Origin of the sequence: Saccharicrinis sp. 156 (assembly GCF_050589685.1) — a bacterium.
In the GTDB taxonomy this organism is placed as follows: Bacteria; Bacteroidota; Bacteroidia; order Bacteroidales; family Marinilabiliaceae; genus Saccharicrinis.
Genome location: NZ_JBNGOS010000004.1, coordinates 96,213 through 114,210 on the forward strand (window position 1 = coordinate 96,213; position 17,998 = coordinate 114,210).

Sequence of the window (17,998 nt, forward strand, 5' to 3'; positions counted from 1 at the left end):
GACAATAACATTAAAGGTTTATAATTTTGACAGAAGATATAACACAATTTAAATTGATTCATCAATGAAAGCAATAAGCACTTTATTATTATTCGTAGCCATACTTTTATCGTCCTGTGTAAAAGAGCAGCCTCGTACCATCGACGATTTTAATTTTAACTGGAAGTTTACACTGGGGGATAAAACTAATGCAGAACAGGTTTCATTCGACGATTCTGCCTGGGAAGACATACGTTTACCTCACGATTGGAGCAACATTACAGGTTACCAAAAAGAAAATACGGCTGCCAGTACTGGTTTTGTTGAAGGGGGAATTGGTTGGTACAGAAAAAACTTTACAGTTCCGGCATCAGATATGGGTAAATCTATATGGGTTGAGTTTGATGGCGTATTTTGTAATTCAACAGTTTATTTAAATGGCGAGAAATTAGGATACAGGGCTAACGGTTACTCCAGCTTCTCATATAAACTAAACGAACATCTTAATTATGGAGCCAACAATATTATTGCCGTTAAAGTAGACCACAGTGCTTATGCCGATACACGTTGGTATACGGGTTCGGGTATTTACCGAAACGTGCGGTTGGTAAAAACATCCAAGGTGCATATTCCGCAATGGGGAGTTCGAATCACTACGCCTAAGGTAAATTCAAGTGAAGCCACTGTTCAAATCGAAACTAAGGTTGAAGGTACTAACGATGATATTGAAGTAGAAATTTCAATTGTTGATGCAGATAAACATGCAATATCATATAGCAAAAATACGGATGGTAAAAAAATAGCGAAACAAAGTATCACAATGGTAAACCCTCAACTTTGGGGTGTAGAAAATCCCAATTTGTATACCGCACTTATCTCCATAAAACAAAATGGTGCAGTTGTAGATCAGGTTGAACAACGATTTGGTATCAGGGAATTCCGTTTCGATTCGAACAATGGTTTTTACTTAAACGGAAAAAACCTAAAACTGAAAGGAGTTAACCTGCACCACGATATGGGAGCTGTCGGCTCGGCAGACTCTAAAGGCATTTGGGAATATCGGATCAGTCAGTTAAAATCGATAGGCGTAAATGCGGTACGCATGGCTCATAACCCGCACTCCCCATTGTTAATGGATGTGTGTGACGAACAAGGGATGTTGGTGATGAATGAGTTCTTTGACGAATGGCATAATCCTAAAGGGAAAAGCATAAACTATTTGGGCGACGAAGCTGCCAGTCACGATATTTCCAAAGGTTACAGTGATGTCTTTTTCGAATGGGCAGAGAATGATCTCAAAGATCTGATCCGTCGCGACTTCAACCATCCTTCCGTGATAATGTGGAGCATTGGCAATGAAATAGAATGGACTTTTCCTGAGTATGCAGAAACTTTCGGAACCGTGAATAAAGATATTGATGGATATTATACCACACCTTCGTATGATACAGTTTTGATTGGAAACACATTCCAAAAAATTACCGGAGGTATCGATTCTTTAACAATTGTGGCAACTCAACTTGCCGCTTGGGTAAAAGAAGAGGACACATCGCGGCCAACTATTTGCGGAAGCGTTATTCCATCAGTTTCAATGACGAATGGTTATGGTAAGGCAGTGGATATTTTAGGATTGAATTACAGGGCGGCTGATTATGACGCTTTTCACAAAACATTCCCCGAAAAATGCATTCTTGGTTCAGAAAACTGGGTGGCCTATTCCGAATGGAAAAACAGTATAAATCGCGACTTTGTTCCTGGCATATTTGTCTGGACTGGTTTTGCCTATCGTGGCGAAGCGGGGCCATGGCCTCGTAAAGGACTGAATATATCATTGTTCGATTTCGCAGGATTTAAAAATCCTAGGGGCCACTTTTTTGAGTGTTTGTGGAAAACAGACCCAAAAGTATATATGGTAACAACTCCTGCCAGCCAATCTGAATTTTCATATACCAAAGAAGAAGGATGGAAATTCGATATGCATATGACACCTCCGCCGGTATGGAATAAACTTCGTTTATGGGAATGGTATAAGGTAAATGAGCACTGGAACTATTCAAAGGGCGAAAATATCATTGTACAAACTTATACCAATTGCCAGGAGGCAGAACTCTTTTTAAACGGAATTAGTCTGGGCAAACAGGCTTTAGCTAATTATTCTGAAACTGATAATATTATAAAGTGGCAAGTTCCTTACCATAAAGGAGAGTTAAAGGTTGTAGGTTATAACGGTGGGAAAGCGGTGGACGAATATATGTTGGGATCTACAGGAAAAGTAGCCCGAATTGAGATTGAGAGCGATAAAGCTACTTTAAAAGCCGATAATTACGATGTTGCCCATGTAACTGTAAAACTATATGATGAAAAAGGCATTGAAATAAAAGATCTTGAGACAGAGATTGTTTTTGATGTAACTGGAAATGCAGAATTGCTTGCTGTTGACAATGGATGGGAAATGAATGTGGCTCCGCACAATACCAATAAAGTAACTACACATAATGGAAAAGCCCGGGCTATTATCAGGTCAACTGGTAAAAAAGGTTTAGCATCGGTATCAGTATCTACTGGAGATATAAAAGGTCAAGAAATAAAGATTGGGATGAAGTAACTCGCCTTATTCATGGAAACTTATAAAATTCCGAAAACCATAGCTTTGGTCAGCCAGGGTCCTGTTTTCTGAACATAAACCAATTCGTGTAATTCGAGGCTGACTATAAGATGTAGCTGTTACAATTATTGTTGTTTTGGAAAAATTGTCGATAAACTTAATCCTCATTATTGACGTCTGTTCCATATGGTATTATATTAGGTACCATAAAAGTTACGTTTCATAGATGTTATGGTTATGGAAAATACACTATTGTCATCCTTAACAGATTATAGTTGTAAGGGGGGAGGCGAATTTGAATCGCGTAATTTAAACCACCTCTTCAACAAGACTCAAAACAGTTCACCGTTTATTTACGACTATTGTAAAGATAAGTGTATATACATTTCTCCATACATCTGGCGAATTACCGGTTACTTACCAAACGAATTTATGAACAAAGGAATCTTGTTTTTTAAGACCTTGATTCACCCGGATGATTATTCCAAACTAATTTGTGACATAGTTACATTTATACGTACCGATTCTCATGAAGTAAATCATTGCGTGTTAGTTAACACAGTGTATTGTAAGTTGAAACATAAAACAAATGCCTGGGTGAATATTAAGGTACATGTTATAAATCAACGCAGTACCAAAAGGATAGCGCCTAATAAATTGATTGGATATATTCAAGAAATTGAACCGAAAATAGGTTTAAAACCTCCTGTCAACAATATTACTTCCCGGGAAAAACAGGTGTTACGATTAATTGCATCAGGTGATTCGGCCAAAGTAATTGGCCGTAAACTTAACATCTGTGAAAACACAGTGGTTTCTCACCGGAAACATCTTAAAGAAAAACTGAACGCAAAAAATACTGCCGAACTTATTAAGATAGCGGCTTTCGCCAATTTTGTTTGAATCCACCCCTTCGTTCGCTGTGTTTATCATAAAAAAAAGCGAAAATCCTCATAAATCAGGATAGATTTTTACAAAAAGTTAGATGAAATTGCAATTAGAATAATTGTATGATAGGATTAGATGTAACTGACGTGGCGAAGCTGCATAGTTTTATCTATCCTACGGTAAATTGATGCATACCATAAAATATCTTTTCTCACGTGGCTGAACGCCATCTTTTTTTTTTCAACGGATGATTTACGAAACCCTTCAAATTCTTAAGGAACAACTTGAAAAATATTTCGAGGATATTAATCTGGAAGAAGATATTATGTTGGGCAATATTGCCCTGTGGGAGTCGGGCAGTAACGATGCCAGGGATTTGAACGGAAATGTGATATTAACCCTATTAAATATAGAAGAAGAATCGACACTTAAAAACGCGCCTTCATTTAAGGTGGTTAATAACAGAACCGAATACAAAAACCCCCCCGTTAATTTAAACTTGTTCTTGCTGATTAGTGCCAATTGCGACACTTACGAGCGATCTTTAAGGAGCATTTCGAAAACCATAGAGTTTTTTCAGGCAAAAACCATATTCACCTCATCCAACACGGTGTACAACCGCAATAATGTGTCCTTCGATGTGCTTGATTACTTTAAGTTTGTCGTGCAGATTTACACGGCAAGTTTCGAGCAGCTCAATAATATTTGGGGTACATTGGGTGGGCGACAACTACCTTCGGTAATCTACAAAGTGCAATTGATTCAGGTAGAACGAGATAAAAAACTGGCTACCTCAGAAGTGATCACCCATATAGGCGGGGATTTAAACCACATCAAATAATGTCTTTTTCCATCTTATACAAACCTCTTTTCGACGTCAGTATTCTTCACCTTTTTTTTCTGAATAAAGGTTCGGATGAATATTTGTCAATGAATCAGGAAGATAAGGATAAGCAGTTTGCTGAATATGACATCTCCAATACATTGACGTTTGTGACTACATCAGAGAGTCAGCAAAAAATATCGGGGCATAATTTGGTTTTCAGGGCTACAGATTTCGGATTTACAGTTTGGAGCCAGGTAACGCCAACCGATATCACGGAACCTTTTATCGAATTGGATGATGAACTCGAATTGACTTTCTTGATTAAGTTAAAAGATTCACTTTTTTTTAGTTATACAGAGCTTGCCCTCGAAAATGCCGGAAATCTTTTCTTCTTCTCAAACCAAGTGCCCGATAGCGAACCAGTATCTTATCCATTGATAGGTAGAACAGGAGACAATGTGGCAGTAGATGATGGTTTCGTTTTATCAGATACCGGAGCAACCAATGAGCTGGAAAGACTTACGGTTGCAGAAAAAGAAAACCTCTTTGGTATAATTCGTATTGTAATGAAAGGTGATGAAACAGCCTGGAATGTTACCGATGCAACCGGTCATATACCCGATCCGTATCAAAGCTTCGAGATACTCTTCGAAAACCGAAAGACTACCTGGCGATATATTTTCGACACTGACCAGACAGTCACTGGTTTGGATGATTTGGAAACAGAAAATGGTAATAGCCAGATACTGGTAACCAAAACCGACCAACCCCTTACCGAAAAAGGATTTGTATCCATTGAACTTGGTGGAGTTGAGCTTCCCAACCCCGATTACAGGCTGATAAAGCCCGACAGCACCAACGACAAAATATATTCAGAAATATATATGTGAAATTTAAATTGAACAGTTATGGCAACATCGTACAAAACACCGGGCGTTTATGTGGAGGAGATATCCATTTTTCCACCATCCGTCGCACAGGTTGAAACCGCGATCCCCGCTTTTATCGGCTATACTGAATCAGCGGTTGTTGATGGGGTTGATTACCACGCAGGCAGTATCATCAAGCCTATAAAAATAGGTTCGTTAAAAGAGTATGAGTTCTTCTTCGGAGGTGCTCCCGATCCAACAACGCTAGAAATTGATTTGAATGCCGACAATTCAGTGAACTCCACCAACGTGAATGGTATTAATTTAATTTACGATACACTACGTATGTTCTTTGCCAATGGCGGAGGTGATTGTTATATCGTATCTGTTGGGGCATATAATACGGCGGCAGGCAATGTTAGCAAGCAAGCATTACTGGATGGACTTGCCTCTTTGGAGAAAGAGGATTTACCTACATTACTGGTTATTCCGGAAACAGTTCATCTTTCCGAATCGGAATCAGGTGAGGTACATGCAGCTATGCTTAGTCAATGTAACAAATTGCAAGACAGGTTTGCGGTTATGGATATTGTGGACGGGGATGATGAGGCAACCCCAACCGACGATCCTGTAGCCAATTTCAGGAATAATGTAGGTATGAATTATCTAAAATATGGGGCAGCTTATTACCCTTGGTTAAAAACAACACTGCCGTTTAGTGTTAATTATGACGCCGTGGTTGGCGGAACATTTACCAAGGAAAGCGTTGCTGTTCCTGATATTACAGCCTTGTTTAACAGTGGCCTGGTTTCAGGTATCGCCAATGTTGATTTGGATATGGCCGCTAAATCAAGCTTAATAGTACCTGTGATGGGTGATATTGCCAACCGCACCCAGTTGGTAACAGCGGCACAGGACCTCTATGATTATTTCGAGGCTTTCTTCGACCTAACATTTACCGATAATGATGCAACAGATACCAACTCAGCCGTTAGCGTGCATGGTAGGTTTACCGCCGAGAATTCAAATTTCCATGGTCTGTTGGTCACATTGTACGATTACAACCATTTCAGTCAATCCGCCAACAGTGATGCGCCTTCGCCTACTTGGGATGCGGCTTTGTTAGGTGAAGATTTTAATGCGGACTTTGGATTTACCTTTGCCGCACCGGCCACCGATGGAAACGACATATATACGGCCACCCAAACCGCCCAAACCGCTTCAGGATATTTTAAAGCCCTGCTCGAAAAATTGAAAACATTGATTGATGATTTCTATACCGAGCTTTCGGCTGTACGCGAAAGCCGTACAGAAATACTCGCTCAAACTGATCCGGTTTATAAAGGAATATTGGACGCCATAAACACGCAGGGGGTCGTTCTGCCACCAAGTGGTGCAGTTGTGGGTATTTATGCTGCTGTGGATGAAAATCGGGGAGTGTGGAAGGCACCTGCCAATGTAAGCATCACCGCAGTAAAAGCTCCGGCTGTTCGCATTACCCACGAAGATCAGGAAAGCCTTAATATAGATACCGAAGCCGGTAAATCTGTAAATGCTATTCGCGCATTTACCGGCAAAGGCACTTTAATATGGGGTGCCCGAACATTGGCCGGAAACGACAATGAATGGCGTTACGTTTCTGTTCGCAGGTTTTTTAACATGGTGGAAGAGTCCGTTAAAAAAGCTACCGCTCAATTTGTATTTGAGCCCAACGATGCCAATACCTGGGTGAAGGTGAGAAGTATGATCGAAAACTTTTTGATATTGCAATGGCGTGCAGGTGCATTGGCCGGAGCCAAGCCCGATGATGCCTTCTTTGTGAAAGTCGGTCTTGGACAAACCATGACAGCACAGGACATCCTGAACGGGTATATGAATGTTGAAATAGGCATGGCAGTGGTTCGTCCGGCAGAATTCATTATCCTTAAGTTTTCTCACAAAATGCAGGAATCATAACCTATTTAATAAGTAATAAAATATACAATTATGGCAACAGCATATCCAATCGTAAAGTTTCACTTTCAGGTTGATTGGGGTGGAACAAAAATAGGCTTTACCGAAGTTTCCGGATTAGATGTGGAAACCGAGGTGGTAGAATACAGGCATGGTGCCAGTCCCGAGTACTCCAAAATAAAAATGCCCGGGATGCAAAAATTTAGCAACATAACGCTTAAACGCGGCACTTTTGCCTCCGACAACGAGTATTACAACTGGTGGAATACTGTAAAGTTGAACACCATTGAACGCCGTGATATTACCATAAGTTTGTTAAACGAAGAACACGAACCTGTTGTGGTTTGGAAGGTTAAGAACGCATGGCCAATCAAAGTACAATCCACCGACCTTAAGGCGGATGGTAACGAGGTGGCTATAGAATCCATGGAATTGGTTCATGAAGGTCTGATCATTCAAAATGAATAACAATGGCCGAATACTATCCCCCACTTGGATTTCATTTTAAAGTTGAGTTCGATGATATAGATGGCGAATCGGAATTTCAATCAGTGGCCGGATTATCGGTTGAACTGCAAACGGAAGAAATAGCCGAGGGGGGAGAAAACAGGTTTAAACACAAACTGCCCACTCGTACTTCCTATCCCAACCTGGTTTTGAAACGTGGAGCGGTAGTGGGCTCCGGACTGATAAAATGGTGCAGGGATGCGGTGGAAAACTTTGATATCTCCCCAACCAATGTTAAAGTCACCTTGTTGAATGAGGAACACGAACCCCTTACCACGTGGAATATTGTACATGCCTGGCCGCTTAAATGGTCGGTAACTGATTTCAGTGCGGAAGAAAGCAAACTGGTTGTAGAGACTATAGAATTATCGTACAACTACTTTAATATCCTCTAATTATGCCAATTGAAATCAAAGAGCTCCATATTAAAATAAATGTTAGTGACGATTCGAGGCGCATAAGGCCTTCGGGCAATTCCAGTAGCGATAAAGACAAGATTATAGAAGCCTGCGTGGAACAGGTAATGGAAATTCTATCGAAGAAGGAGGAGCGGTAAATCGAAGTGTCTTTTTTATTCCTAAAAGTGATGGGTACCTTGCTCCCGGGTACGAAGTCTGCCCGGATTGTGGAGAGGAGGTTCTTTCCCTTTTTAGGAGGAAGTACTATGGCGAAGGAATAGGGATTATTGCCCTAGAAACAAGATATGAATTAAACCGAACCATCAAAAGACGGTGAGGCGTATCACGATTCAATTGAAATACGCAAGTTATGTTTGGGCCTGGATATCACGCATCATCCAACAACCCTTTATTTCCCTTTAGCATTAATTATTATTCCAAATGTCTGGAGAACTGGTAAAACTACAAATAAAAGCATATAGCGACGAGCAGTTCAATAACGAGGTGGCCGATGGCGAATTTACCACCTTGTTAAATCCTGAGAAATATAACCTTAAATACCAGATTGAGCATAACGAGGACCAGGCTTCGGGAACCAGTTCTTCGGCTCCAAGATTTAGCAAGATGCCTCCCGAGGATCTGGAACTGGAATTTATCTTCGATCGTTCGGGTGTTGTGGTTAATACTACCAATAACAGTTTGTCGACGGACGAGGGTGTTGGGGTAGTTGACGATGTGGACCGGTTCAAACGAATAGTTTTTGATTATAATGGAGACGAGCATCGCCCAAACTATCTGGTTATTTCTTGGGGTTCCTTATTATTTAAAGGCACCCTTAGCGAGATGGACATTACCTTTAAGTTATTCAGCCCCAATGGTGCACCTTTACGGGCAACAGCCAGGGCAAAGTTTAAAGGTTTTGTGGAAGATAATTTGCGGGTGGCACTGGAAAACAATTCATCACCCGACCTAACCCATATCCGTATTGTAAAGGCAGGTGATACCTTGCCATTAATGGCTCACCGTATATATGGCGACGCAAAGTATTACCTTGAGGTGGCCAAGGTAAATAACCTGACCAATTTCAGAAAGCTTAAAGTGGGGCAGGAGATTTTCTTTCCTCCACTTGAAAAAACAACTTAATTAATATGCCCAAAGAAAGAGTTATACAAACTTCTCGTTCAGCCGATTTAACAACCTATAAAGTTTTAATTGAAGGGGAAGAATTATCTGCTACGTATCAGGTATTGAACATTGCGGTAGAAAAAGAAATAAACCGAATACCATGGGCAAAAATGGTTCTTCGGGATGGCGATCCGTCAGCAGAGGATTTTCCGCTCAGTAACGAGGATCTGTTTGTGCCGGGTAAGGAGATAGAGATTCAAGCGGGCTATCATTCCGAAGATCAAACTATCTTTAAAGGCATCGTGATCCGTCACAACCTAAAAATAAGACCAGGCAAATCGATGTTGATTGTTGAATGTAAAGATGTGGCTGTAAAACTCACGGTTGGGAGAAAAAGTAAATACTATTACGATAGCAACGATAGCGACATTATTCAGGATATCATTGGGCAATATGGCATAGATAAAGACATTGACAACACTAATGTAGAACATGCCGAGATGGTTCAATATGATGTAAGCGATTGGGATTTTATGATAGCTAGGGCACAAGCCAATGGAAAAGTATGTGTTGTTGACGATGGTAAAATTTCAGTTAAAGCTCCCGATTACGAACAGGAAGAAGCAATATCGCTGGTCTATGGCGCCACCATCCTCGATTTTGATGCGGAGATAGATGCCCGAAATCAGTTTGGAACAACTACCTCATATGGTTGGAATGCAGCTGACCAGGAGATGTTTGAAATAGAAGCCAATGACACAAATATTTTCCTCAACGGAAACTTAACTTCGGACGATTTGTCACAGGTAATAGGACTTGATAATCTGCAATTAAAGGACGGTGGCGAGATGAATGAAAGCGAGTTGCAGGAATGGGCCGATGCTAAAAGTCTGTTCAATAAACTTTCAAAGGTAAGGGGGAGTGTGAAATTCCAGGGAATGCCTGAAGTAAAACCCGATACCACACTTGAATTAGTGGGTGTGGGTGAGCGTTTTAACGGCAAGGTTTATGTTTCGGCGGTTCGCCACCAAATATCGGAAGGTAACTGGACTTGCACTGCGCAATTTGGCATCAATCCCAAATGGTTTACAGAGTCTAATAAAATAAATGACCTGCCGGCATCTGGTCTGTTGGCGGCTGTAAACGGATTGCAAGTGGCCAAGGTAACTCAACTCGAAGGCGACCCGGATGGTGAAGATCGTGTATTGATTCGTATGCCGGTGGTCGACGATCAGGAACAAGGTGTTTGGGCCAGGGTATGTACTTTAGATGCCGGGGAGAACAGGGGTTCCTTCTTTCGTCCTGAGATTGACGATGAGGTTATTATCGGTTTTATCAACGGAAACCCGCGCGATCCAATTGTTCTGGGCATGATGAACAGTAGCGCAAAACCGGCCCCACTGCAAGCCAGTGACGACAATCACGAAAAAGGTTTTGTGACCAGAAGCGAGATGAAACTATTATTTGATGACGACAAAAAATCAGTGGTGCTGGAAACACCGGCCGGAAAAAAGATTAGTGTAGATGAGGATGCCGGGGTAATACAACTGGAAGATGAAAACTCCAATACTTTCACAATGGATAGCGCCGGGATAACCCTGGAAAGTCAGGGTGATATTTCCATTAAAGCTACGGGAGATGTGAAAATAGAAGGCACCAATGTGGAGATAAAAGCCAACGCTCAGTTCAAGGCCGAAGGTTCGGCCGGTGCTGACTTAATATCAAGTGCCATTGCAAAAATCCAAGGTTCATTGGTACAGATAAATTAATGTAAGATGGGGGCTCCTGCTGCAAGAATAACAGATATGCATACTTGTCCGATGGTAACAGGTACCGTTCCTCATGTAGGAGGCCCGGTTTTACCACCGGGATCGCCAACGGTTTTAATTGGTGGAATGCCCGCTGCCCGTGTTGGAGATATGGCAACCTGTGTTGGGCCGCCCGACATGATTGCGATGGGTTCAGGAACGGTGATGATAGGAGGTATGCCCGCTGCAAGAATGGGCGATTCAACAGCCCACGGAGGCGTAATCGTAGCTGGATGTCCGACTGTGCTTATTGGCTAGATTGTTCCACGGGCAAATGATATTTTTCAGGTAGCCTTGACTTTTTTGCTTCGTTTTTGGGTTAGGCCAACAATAAGGAGACCCCTAAGCTAGAGGTGAATCGATTTAATCAATAGATAGTTAAGATGTCCTGGTATTAACACTTTTTGTAAATATCATGGGCTTTCACCTGCGGTTGTTTTTTGTTAGGAAAATATAGTCACTGGTTAATAGTTGTCAGTTGTATATGGAGCTGTGAACTGAATATTGAACGAATTGAAATTCCGTACCCTTTTAACTTATCTTCTTCGGGACCGACCACATACCAAAAACCAAAAAACTAATATTACTAAATATTATGCCAATCAATCAATCGTTTTTAGGCTCCGGATGGAGTTTTCCTCCGGAATTCGAAAAAGGAAACCGATCTGTCAAGTTGCTTCAAGGAGAAACTGATATCGAAAGTAGCCTTGAGATATTGCTTTCTACCCGCTTGGGTGAACGTATTATGGTGCCAGATTATGGTTGTAATTTGGACGAGCTGATTTTTAAGCCCTTAAGCTTAACCGTGAGAACCTATGTGACCGACCTGATTAAATCGGCCATCCTATACCACGAACCCAGAATCGACGTGATTAAGATTGACATTGACCCAACCAACGAATTGCAGGGAGAACTACTAATAAACATCGAATATATTGTACGCACTACCAACTCAAGGAAGAATATGGTATTCCCATTCTACAAAGAAGAAGGAAGCGAAACAAATGTATAGTCATGCGATGAATATTGCCAAAATGTAAATGAATGGCCAACTGCGGAAAAGAAATACTATTCGGACGCGAAGGAACGGAACAAATGCAACGATATATTGCTGCATTAAATCCGGCTTCGTTAAAGCTTAACGATTTTGAGTTGAAAGAGTGGATGCAATTTGCCTACACTTTTGCATCGCATGTAAACTACTACGGAATTGCTAACGAGAAAATACCTGTTGGATTCTGGGAAGATTTCTTTAAATCCGAGTCGGAATTAAACGCTTTTTTGCAGGAGGTTAATCAAGGAAACGACATTACTCCGCACTTGGCGTTGTATGTAAGTTTCATTAAACTATTACAATTAACCCAACAGCGTTTCAATAAACTAACCAAGCGACATCTTGATTTTTACTACAAAGAGGTATTAAAAATTGGTAAATTGCCTTCTTCACCCGATTCGGTTCATATCTTGTTCGAATTGGCTAAAAATGCTACATCCGAAAAAATATCGGCCGAAACGGAACTGGATGCGGGTAAAGATCCGGATGGCAACAAATTAATTTATCAGATTTCGGAAGAACTAATTGCCAACAAAACAAAAGTCTCTCAATTAAAAAGTGTTTGTAACGATCATGACGCAAGCAAGTTAAAAGCTGCGGAAATTGCCAATTCATACGATGGTAAGGGCGAGGATTTTCCGAACGATGAAGTGAAATGGTGGCCCTTTGGATACTATAAAAAAGAAGTAGAAGGTATTGATAACGAATATCCCGAATTGGCTGATGCAACGGTCGGTTTCTCGTTATCGGGTGAAATACTCGAGTTGAGCGAAGGAATACGTACAGTAATGATAACCGGAGAGTTTGCATCGGCTCCGGGTGCATCATATACCCAAGCTCAGTTGAACGCCCATCTGGAAATTTATTGTACCGGCGAAAAAGGCTGGCTGGGACCGTTTCCTGTAATTAGTGTAACCGGTTTTACCTCATCTGTTAATATGTCCGGTAAAAAACTTAGCATAGCCTTTGAAATTCCGAAAGAAGAAGAACCGGTTACAAAATATGAAGCTAAAGTTCACCTAGGTAGTTATAACACTTCGTATCCAATATGCCGTGTGCTTGTTAAAACTGAAAACACCGAGGCTCACAATCTATATCGCGATATCGTGGAAAAAGAACTTTCAAATCTGTCAGTGAGTGTTGATGTGACAGGAATTAAAGGGATTTCCCTTTCGAACGATATTGGAACCATTAATGCCGAAACGCCATTCTATCCTTTTGGGACGCAGCCATTTAAAAAATCCAAATTCTATATCGACTATCCGGAATTGTTTAAAAAAAACTGGGATGATTTTGATGTTGCTATCGAATGGAAAAATACGCCCGATGATTTTCAGGAATGGTATCTGGCCTACCGAAGCACATTTATCACCCAAATAAGCCCATATGGTTATTTAAACGGGATTTTTGATTTGACTAGTGTTCCTGCAGCTGCGATTAAGAAAACATCATCTGAAATCGAGGATCTTGTGCTCCAAGAGAATTTAAACATTATAATGAGTCCTACTTACACGGATTTAATTGTAAACGACGATTCCCACTTTAAGGTAGCAGTCGAGATAAATAATAAAGAAGACTGGGAAACAGTAACCGGCATGGATGCCTTAGAAATGTTCAATAAAGATGACGATGTTTTTGGGATGAATTTTACGGTTAACAGAATAGATGCTTATGAAGAAGATAAAAACGGGCCGGTTCGTTTGTCGTTGAATCAAACTTTTTTGCATGAATTGTTTCCCAGGATTTATGCCTTGGCCATGAGCAGCGAGAACGATAGTACCCTTATTCCCAACGAACCCTATACTCCTTTTGTGGAGGAAATTACCTTAAATTATACAGCATCGGCTAATATTTCGGTGGTCGGTTCAAAATATGAAAAGGAAGAATTGTATCTCTTCCATGAGCATCCGTTCGGGCAATCAAAAGAAAACCTGGATTTAAAACTTCAAAACGGTTTGCTCGATGAAGGGGTTAATCCATCATTAAATTTAGTTCCCACTTATTGTAAGGGAGGAGAGCTGTTTATTGGCCTGGAAGATGCAGAACCCCGACAAACGGTCGCGCTGCTTATTCAGGTGCTGGAAGGAAGCGAAAACCCCGAAGCCGAATCTTTTGTTGGCAAACAAAAAATTGAATGGCATATAATGGTCAATAACGAGTGGAAAGAGTTGGATACCAGTTATATGGTGGTTAATGAAATTGATAATTTTCTGAAATCAGGCATTGTAAAATTCTCCATACCCAGAGAAGCCAATAACGATAATACCTTACTGCCATCGGGTTACCTATGGGTAAAAGCAAAAAACCATAAATCTTATGATGCGGTTTGTAAAGTCATTGGGATTCATGCTCAGGTTGTTAAAGCTGTGCTGCAAGACAATGACAATAACCTGCAACATCTCGAAACAGGATTAACGTCTGAAACCATCTCAAAACTGATTAACCGTATTCCTAAGGTAAAATCGGTTACGCAGCCATACAATTCGTTTGATGGAAGGCCAGGGGAATCTGATGTAGACTTTTACAGAAGGGTAAGCGAACGGCTTCGGCATAAAAACAGGGCTATTACCATTTGGGATTACGAACATTTGGTGCTGCAGAATTTCTCTGATATTCATAAAACGAAGTGCTTGAGCCATACCAGTACTGCGATTGTAAACAATAAACGAGTGACCAATTATCTGGCGCCGGGAAACGCGGTGGTGGTAGTTATTCCAGATATCGCAGATAAAAATGTTTTTGATATTTATCAGCCCAGGGTAAGCAAGGCAAGGCTTAACGAAATATCAGATTTCTTGAAAAAACTGGTTGGTTCGTTGGTCAATGTAGATGTTATCAACCCCGAATACGAAGAAGTAACAGTAGAGCTTAAAGTCAAGTTTCATAAAGGTTATGATGAGGTATATTATAAAACGGTATTAGAAGAAGATATCACCAAGCTCCTTTCTCCTTGGGCTTTCGATTCCGCCTCAAGTTTGCAATTCGGTCAGTCCTTGCATAAAAGTGTAATTATAAATTATATCGAAAAACTGCCATATGTCGATTTTATAGCGGAAGTTAAACTCCATCAGCAAAATGCTGCCACCAAAGTAGTTTCCGAGGTGAATGAAGCCGTACCCTCCAGTCCTGAGGTAATTCTGGTTTCTGCCAAAACCCATGTGATAGATACCGATTTGAATGATTGCACTAATTCAACCCCAGAACCAGCAGAAATATGTCAACCGTAACCAAACATATCACCATTCCCAAAGGCGTTGAAACCAGCAACGACCTGGATTATCAATTCCTGAAAGAAAAGGGGCTCGAGTATATCGAAAAGCTGGCGGGCAATATCTGGACCGATTATAATTCGCATGATCCGGGTATTACCATGCTGGAAATGCTCTGTTATGCGATTACCGATTTGTCGTCGCGGATAGAAATGCCCATCGAAAATATCCTGACCCCCGAAAAAGAAGGTTTCATAGAAGACCAATTTTTCAAAGCACTCCAAATTTTACCCGGAAAACCGGTAACAGAAGATGATTACCGTAAATTGTTTATCGACATGGAGGGTGTAAAAAACTGCTGGTTGCAGAAGTTTAGGAAAACGGTATATGTCGATTGCAGAAACGATCTCCTATCTTACGATAAAGGTGATTTTGAATTATCAGATGATCAGGATAGGAAAGAATTTGATTTAAACGGCCTTTATACGCTGCTGGTAGATTTTGACGAATTAAGCGATGATGACTTTCCAACCGATGCCGATAAAGAAGCCGAAATTGATCGAATCAAAAATGAGATTATAACAACCTATCATAAAAACAGGAATCTTTGTGAAGACTTAATCGAGGTCAAACAGGTTGAAACGCAAGCGGTAAAAGTTTGTGCATATGTGGAGCTTTATCAGGAGGCGGACGAAGAGATGGTGCATGCGCAAATAGTACGTATTCTCGATAATTATTTTTCGCCCGATATCTGGTTTTATTCTCTTCAGCAGATGTTTGATAAGGGGTATACTTCGGATCAAATATTTGAAGGGCCGGTACTTAACAATGGTTTTATTGATCCGGAGGAATTAAGCAATGCCCAACTTCGTTCTGAGGTTCGCCTTTCAGATATTGTTCAACTGATCATGAAAGTGGAAGGTGTAAAGGTGATAAAAGATATATCCATTAACGATTGCTCTAACCCTGTCGAAGAGGACAAGGATGTGTGGCTGTTATGTATCGAAGAGGACAAGAAACCTATCCTTTGCGAAAAAAGTGCGTTCAGTTATTACAAAGGAGTGTTACCGGTAAATGTGAATGAGGACGCAGTAAAAACCTACAATGAACAATTAGAAGCGGAAGAGGAGGCCAAAAAGGAATTGGCTAAAATAGGTCAGGAAATAGAAATCCCGAAAGGTAAATATTGGGGAACCGGAGCTACAACCACCGTCCAAAACGACTTTCCCGAAACGTACGGGATTGGTCAGGTAGGGTTGCCCCCTCGTTCAACCGTTGAAAGAAAAGCACAAGTCAAGCAATTAAAAGGATACTTGCTGTTTTTCGACCAGATTTTTGCCACTTATTTTGCACATCTCGAAAAAGTAAAGCACTTGCTTTCGGTAGATAACAAGTTGTCAAAAACTTATTTTACGCAAGCCGTAAAGGATATCAAGGATTTTGACGAGTTAGTGCGCGATTACCCCATCGCGAACGATGATGATTTAACGGATAAATTGCTTTCGGATCTAGATGATAATATCATAAGAAAGAACGAATTGCTCGACCATTTGATAGCACGCTTCGCCGAAAAATTTAGCGAGTTTTCTTTCTTGATGAAAGAGTTGTATGGCAGTTTTGCAGAACAATCTATTGTTAATGCCAAAGAGGTTTTTCTTTCGGAATATGGTGAAATGATTAATGATTCAGGTTCGACTGTAAATAAGGGCATTAGCAATTGGAGAGGGACAGCATTTAATTATTTCGATCAACCTGCAAGCGAACTATGGGAGACCGATAATATTGCAGGTGCCCAAAAACGAATAGCCCGTCTTTGCGGGATGAAGAATTTTAACCGTAGAAACCTGTCAGAATCTTTTGTAGAGGTATATGATTTAATCGATTCGGATGGCGATAAGGTTTACCGTTGGCGAATTACTACGGATGAGGGTGTTAAAATACTTTCCGCCACAGAAAATTACGATCATAAAACACCAAGGGCTGCCATAGATGAACTGTACTTATCAGTAGTAAGGGTAGTTGAAACGTCGGTAAAAACCATTACAGAAGCTTTTAAGTCAGAAGTGGAGGATGAGGCGGAGATCGGTAATTTTAAGATTCAGATATCTCCCGGAAATAAGTATTCTTTTGATGTGATCAACCGTGAAGCTGATCCTTCGAGTTCAGACTGGATTATTGCCAGGCAATTTTTGTATTACGATACGCAGGAAGAGCTAGAAGTGGCAATTCTGGAAATTATCAGGTTTTTTGTCAAAGACTTTACCGAAGAAGGGATGTTTATTGTAGAACATATGCTGCTTCGCCCTGATGTTACCCAGGCAACAGTGCCGCAAAGTCAGTTTATGCCTGTGTGCACCGAAAACTGTGAAAGTTGCCAGCCTGTTGACCCATATTCCTATCGTGTTACGGTCGTACTTCCGGGTTGGACCTATCGTTTCGGCAACCCTGATTTTAGAAACTTTATGGAAGATTTGATTCGAAAGGAATTGCCGGCGCATGTGTTGGCCCGCATTTGCTGGATAGGCCACCGAACAGGAAGTGTGCCCGACGAAGAGAACGAAATGCTTCTGTTTGAAGAAGCATATAAAGAATTCTTGCAGGCCAAAACAAGTCTGGGACAGGAACAAGACGGAGAGAAATTGATAGCATTGATAAAAATACTTACTGAACTAAACTCAATTTATCCTTCGGGCAGATTGATAGATTGCGATGATGAAGAGGATGTGTCGGAAGGCAAAATTATTTTAGGCCGTACAAATATTGGAAACCTTTAATTG

At 40.9% G+C, this 17,998-nt stretch carries 14 protein-coding genes; all 14 read left to right on the forward strand.

Going from position 1 to position 17,998, the window contains the following annotated elements; all coding sequences use genetic code 11:
- The first annotated feature begins 64 nt into the window (after positions 1–64).
- The 14 genes from ACRD64_RS03175 (at position 65) to ACRD64_RS03240 (ending at position 17,995) form a co-directional block, all read left to right on the forward strand.
- Entirely contained in the window at positions 65–2,584 is a 2,520-nt protein-coding gene (locus ACRD64_RS03175; protein WP_430931713.1) for a glycoside hydrolase family 2 TIM barrel-domain containing protein, read from the forward strand.
- A gap of 237 nt (positions 2,585–2,821) precedes the next feature.
- Positions 2,822–3,487, forward strand: coding sequence for a LuxR C-terminal-related transcriptional regulator (locus tag ACRD64_RS03180; protein ID WP_430931714.1), 666 nt, complete (start codon positions 2,822–2,824; stop codon positions 3,485–3,487).
- A 232-nt stretch (positions 3,488–3,719) separates the two neighbouring features.
- Positions 3,720–4,313 carry a DUF4255 domain-containing protein gene (locus tag ACRD64_RS03185; RefSeq protein WP_430931715.1) on the forward strand — a complete coding sequence of 198 codons (594 nt, stop codon included), beginning with the start codon at positions 3,720–3,722 and terminating at the stop codon, positions 4,311–4,313.
- Positions 4,314–4,402: 89 nt separating this feature from the next.
- Positions 4,403–5,188, forward strand: coding sequence for a hypothetical protein (locus tag ACRD64_RS03190; RefSeq protein ID WP_430931716.1), 786 nt, complete (start codon positions 4,403–4,405; stop codon positions 5,186–5,188).
- Between the two features lie 18 nt (positions 5,189–5,206).
- Complete coding sequence (locus ACRD64_RS03195) at positions 5,207–7,123, forward strand: phage tail sheath family protein (RefSeq protein ID WP_430931717.1); 1,917 nt, start codon at positions 5,207–5,209, stop codon at positions 7,121–7,123.
- A 30-nt stretch (positions 7,124–7,153) separates the two neighbouring features.
- Complete coding sequence (locus tag ACRD64_RS03200) at positions 7,154–7,588, forward strand: phage tail protein (RefSeq protein ID WP_430931718.1); 435 nt, start codon at positions 7,154–7,156, stop codon at positions 7,586–7,588.
- Positions 7,589–7,590: 2 nt separating this feature from the next.
- A complete protein-coding gene (locus ACRD64_RS03205) occupies positions 7,591–8,022 on the forward strand; it encodes a phage tail protein (protein ID WP_430931719.1) in 432 nt (143 codons plus the stop codon).
- A 2-nt stretch (positions 8,023–8,024) separates the two neighbouring features.
- Complete coding sequence (locus ACRD64_RS03210; protein ID WP_430931720.1) at positions 8,025–8,183, forward strand: DUF5908 family protein; 159 nt, start codon at positions 8,025–8,027, stop codon at positions 8,181–8,183.
- A gap of 283 nt (positions 8,184–8,466) precedes the next feature.
- Positions 8,467–9,168, forward strand: coding sequence for a CIS tube protein (locus ACRD64_RS03215; RefSeq protein WP_430931721.1), 702 nt, complete (start codon positions 8,467–8,469; stop codon positions 9,166–9,168).
- Positions 9,169–9,173: 5 nt separating this feature from the next.
- A complete protein-coding gene (gene vgrG / locus ACRD64_RS03220; protein ID WP_430931722.1) occupies positions 9,174–10,919 on the forward strand; it encodes a type VI secretion system tip protein VgrG in 1,746 nt (581 codons plus the stop codon).
- Positions 10,920–10,925: 6 nt separating this feature from the next.
- On the forward strand, positions 10,926–11,216 hold the full coding sequence (locus ACRD64_RS03225) for a PAAR domain-containing protein (protein WP_430931723.1): 291 nt from the start codon (positions 10,926–10,928) through the stop codon (positions 11,214–11,216).
- 337 nt (positions 11,217–11,553) lie between these two features.
- Positions 11,554–11,970, forward strand: a complete 417-nt coding sequence (locus tag ACRD64_RS03230) for a GPW/gp25 family protein (RefSeq protein WP_430931724.1) — start codon at positions 11,554–11,556, stop codon at positions 11,968–11,970.
- 32 nt (positions 11,971–12,002) lie between these two features.
- Entirely contained in the window at positions 12,003–15,239 is a 3,237-nt protein-coding gene (locus ACRD64_RS03235) for a hypothetical protein (RefSeq protein ID WP_430931725.1), read from the forward strand.
- Positions 15,227–17,995, forward strand: coding sequence for a hypothetical protein (locus ACRD64_RS03240; RefSeq protein WP_430931726.1), 2,769 nt, complete (start codon positions 15,227–15,229; stop codon positions 17,993–17,995). The genes ACRD64_RS03235 and ACRD64_RS03240 overlap by 13 nt, the downstream gene beginning before the upstream one ends.
- Positions 17,996–17,998 lie beyond the last annotated feature (3 nt).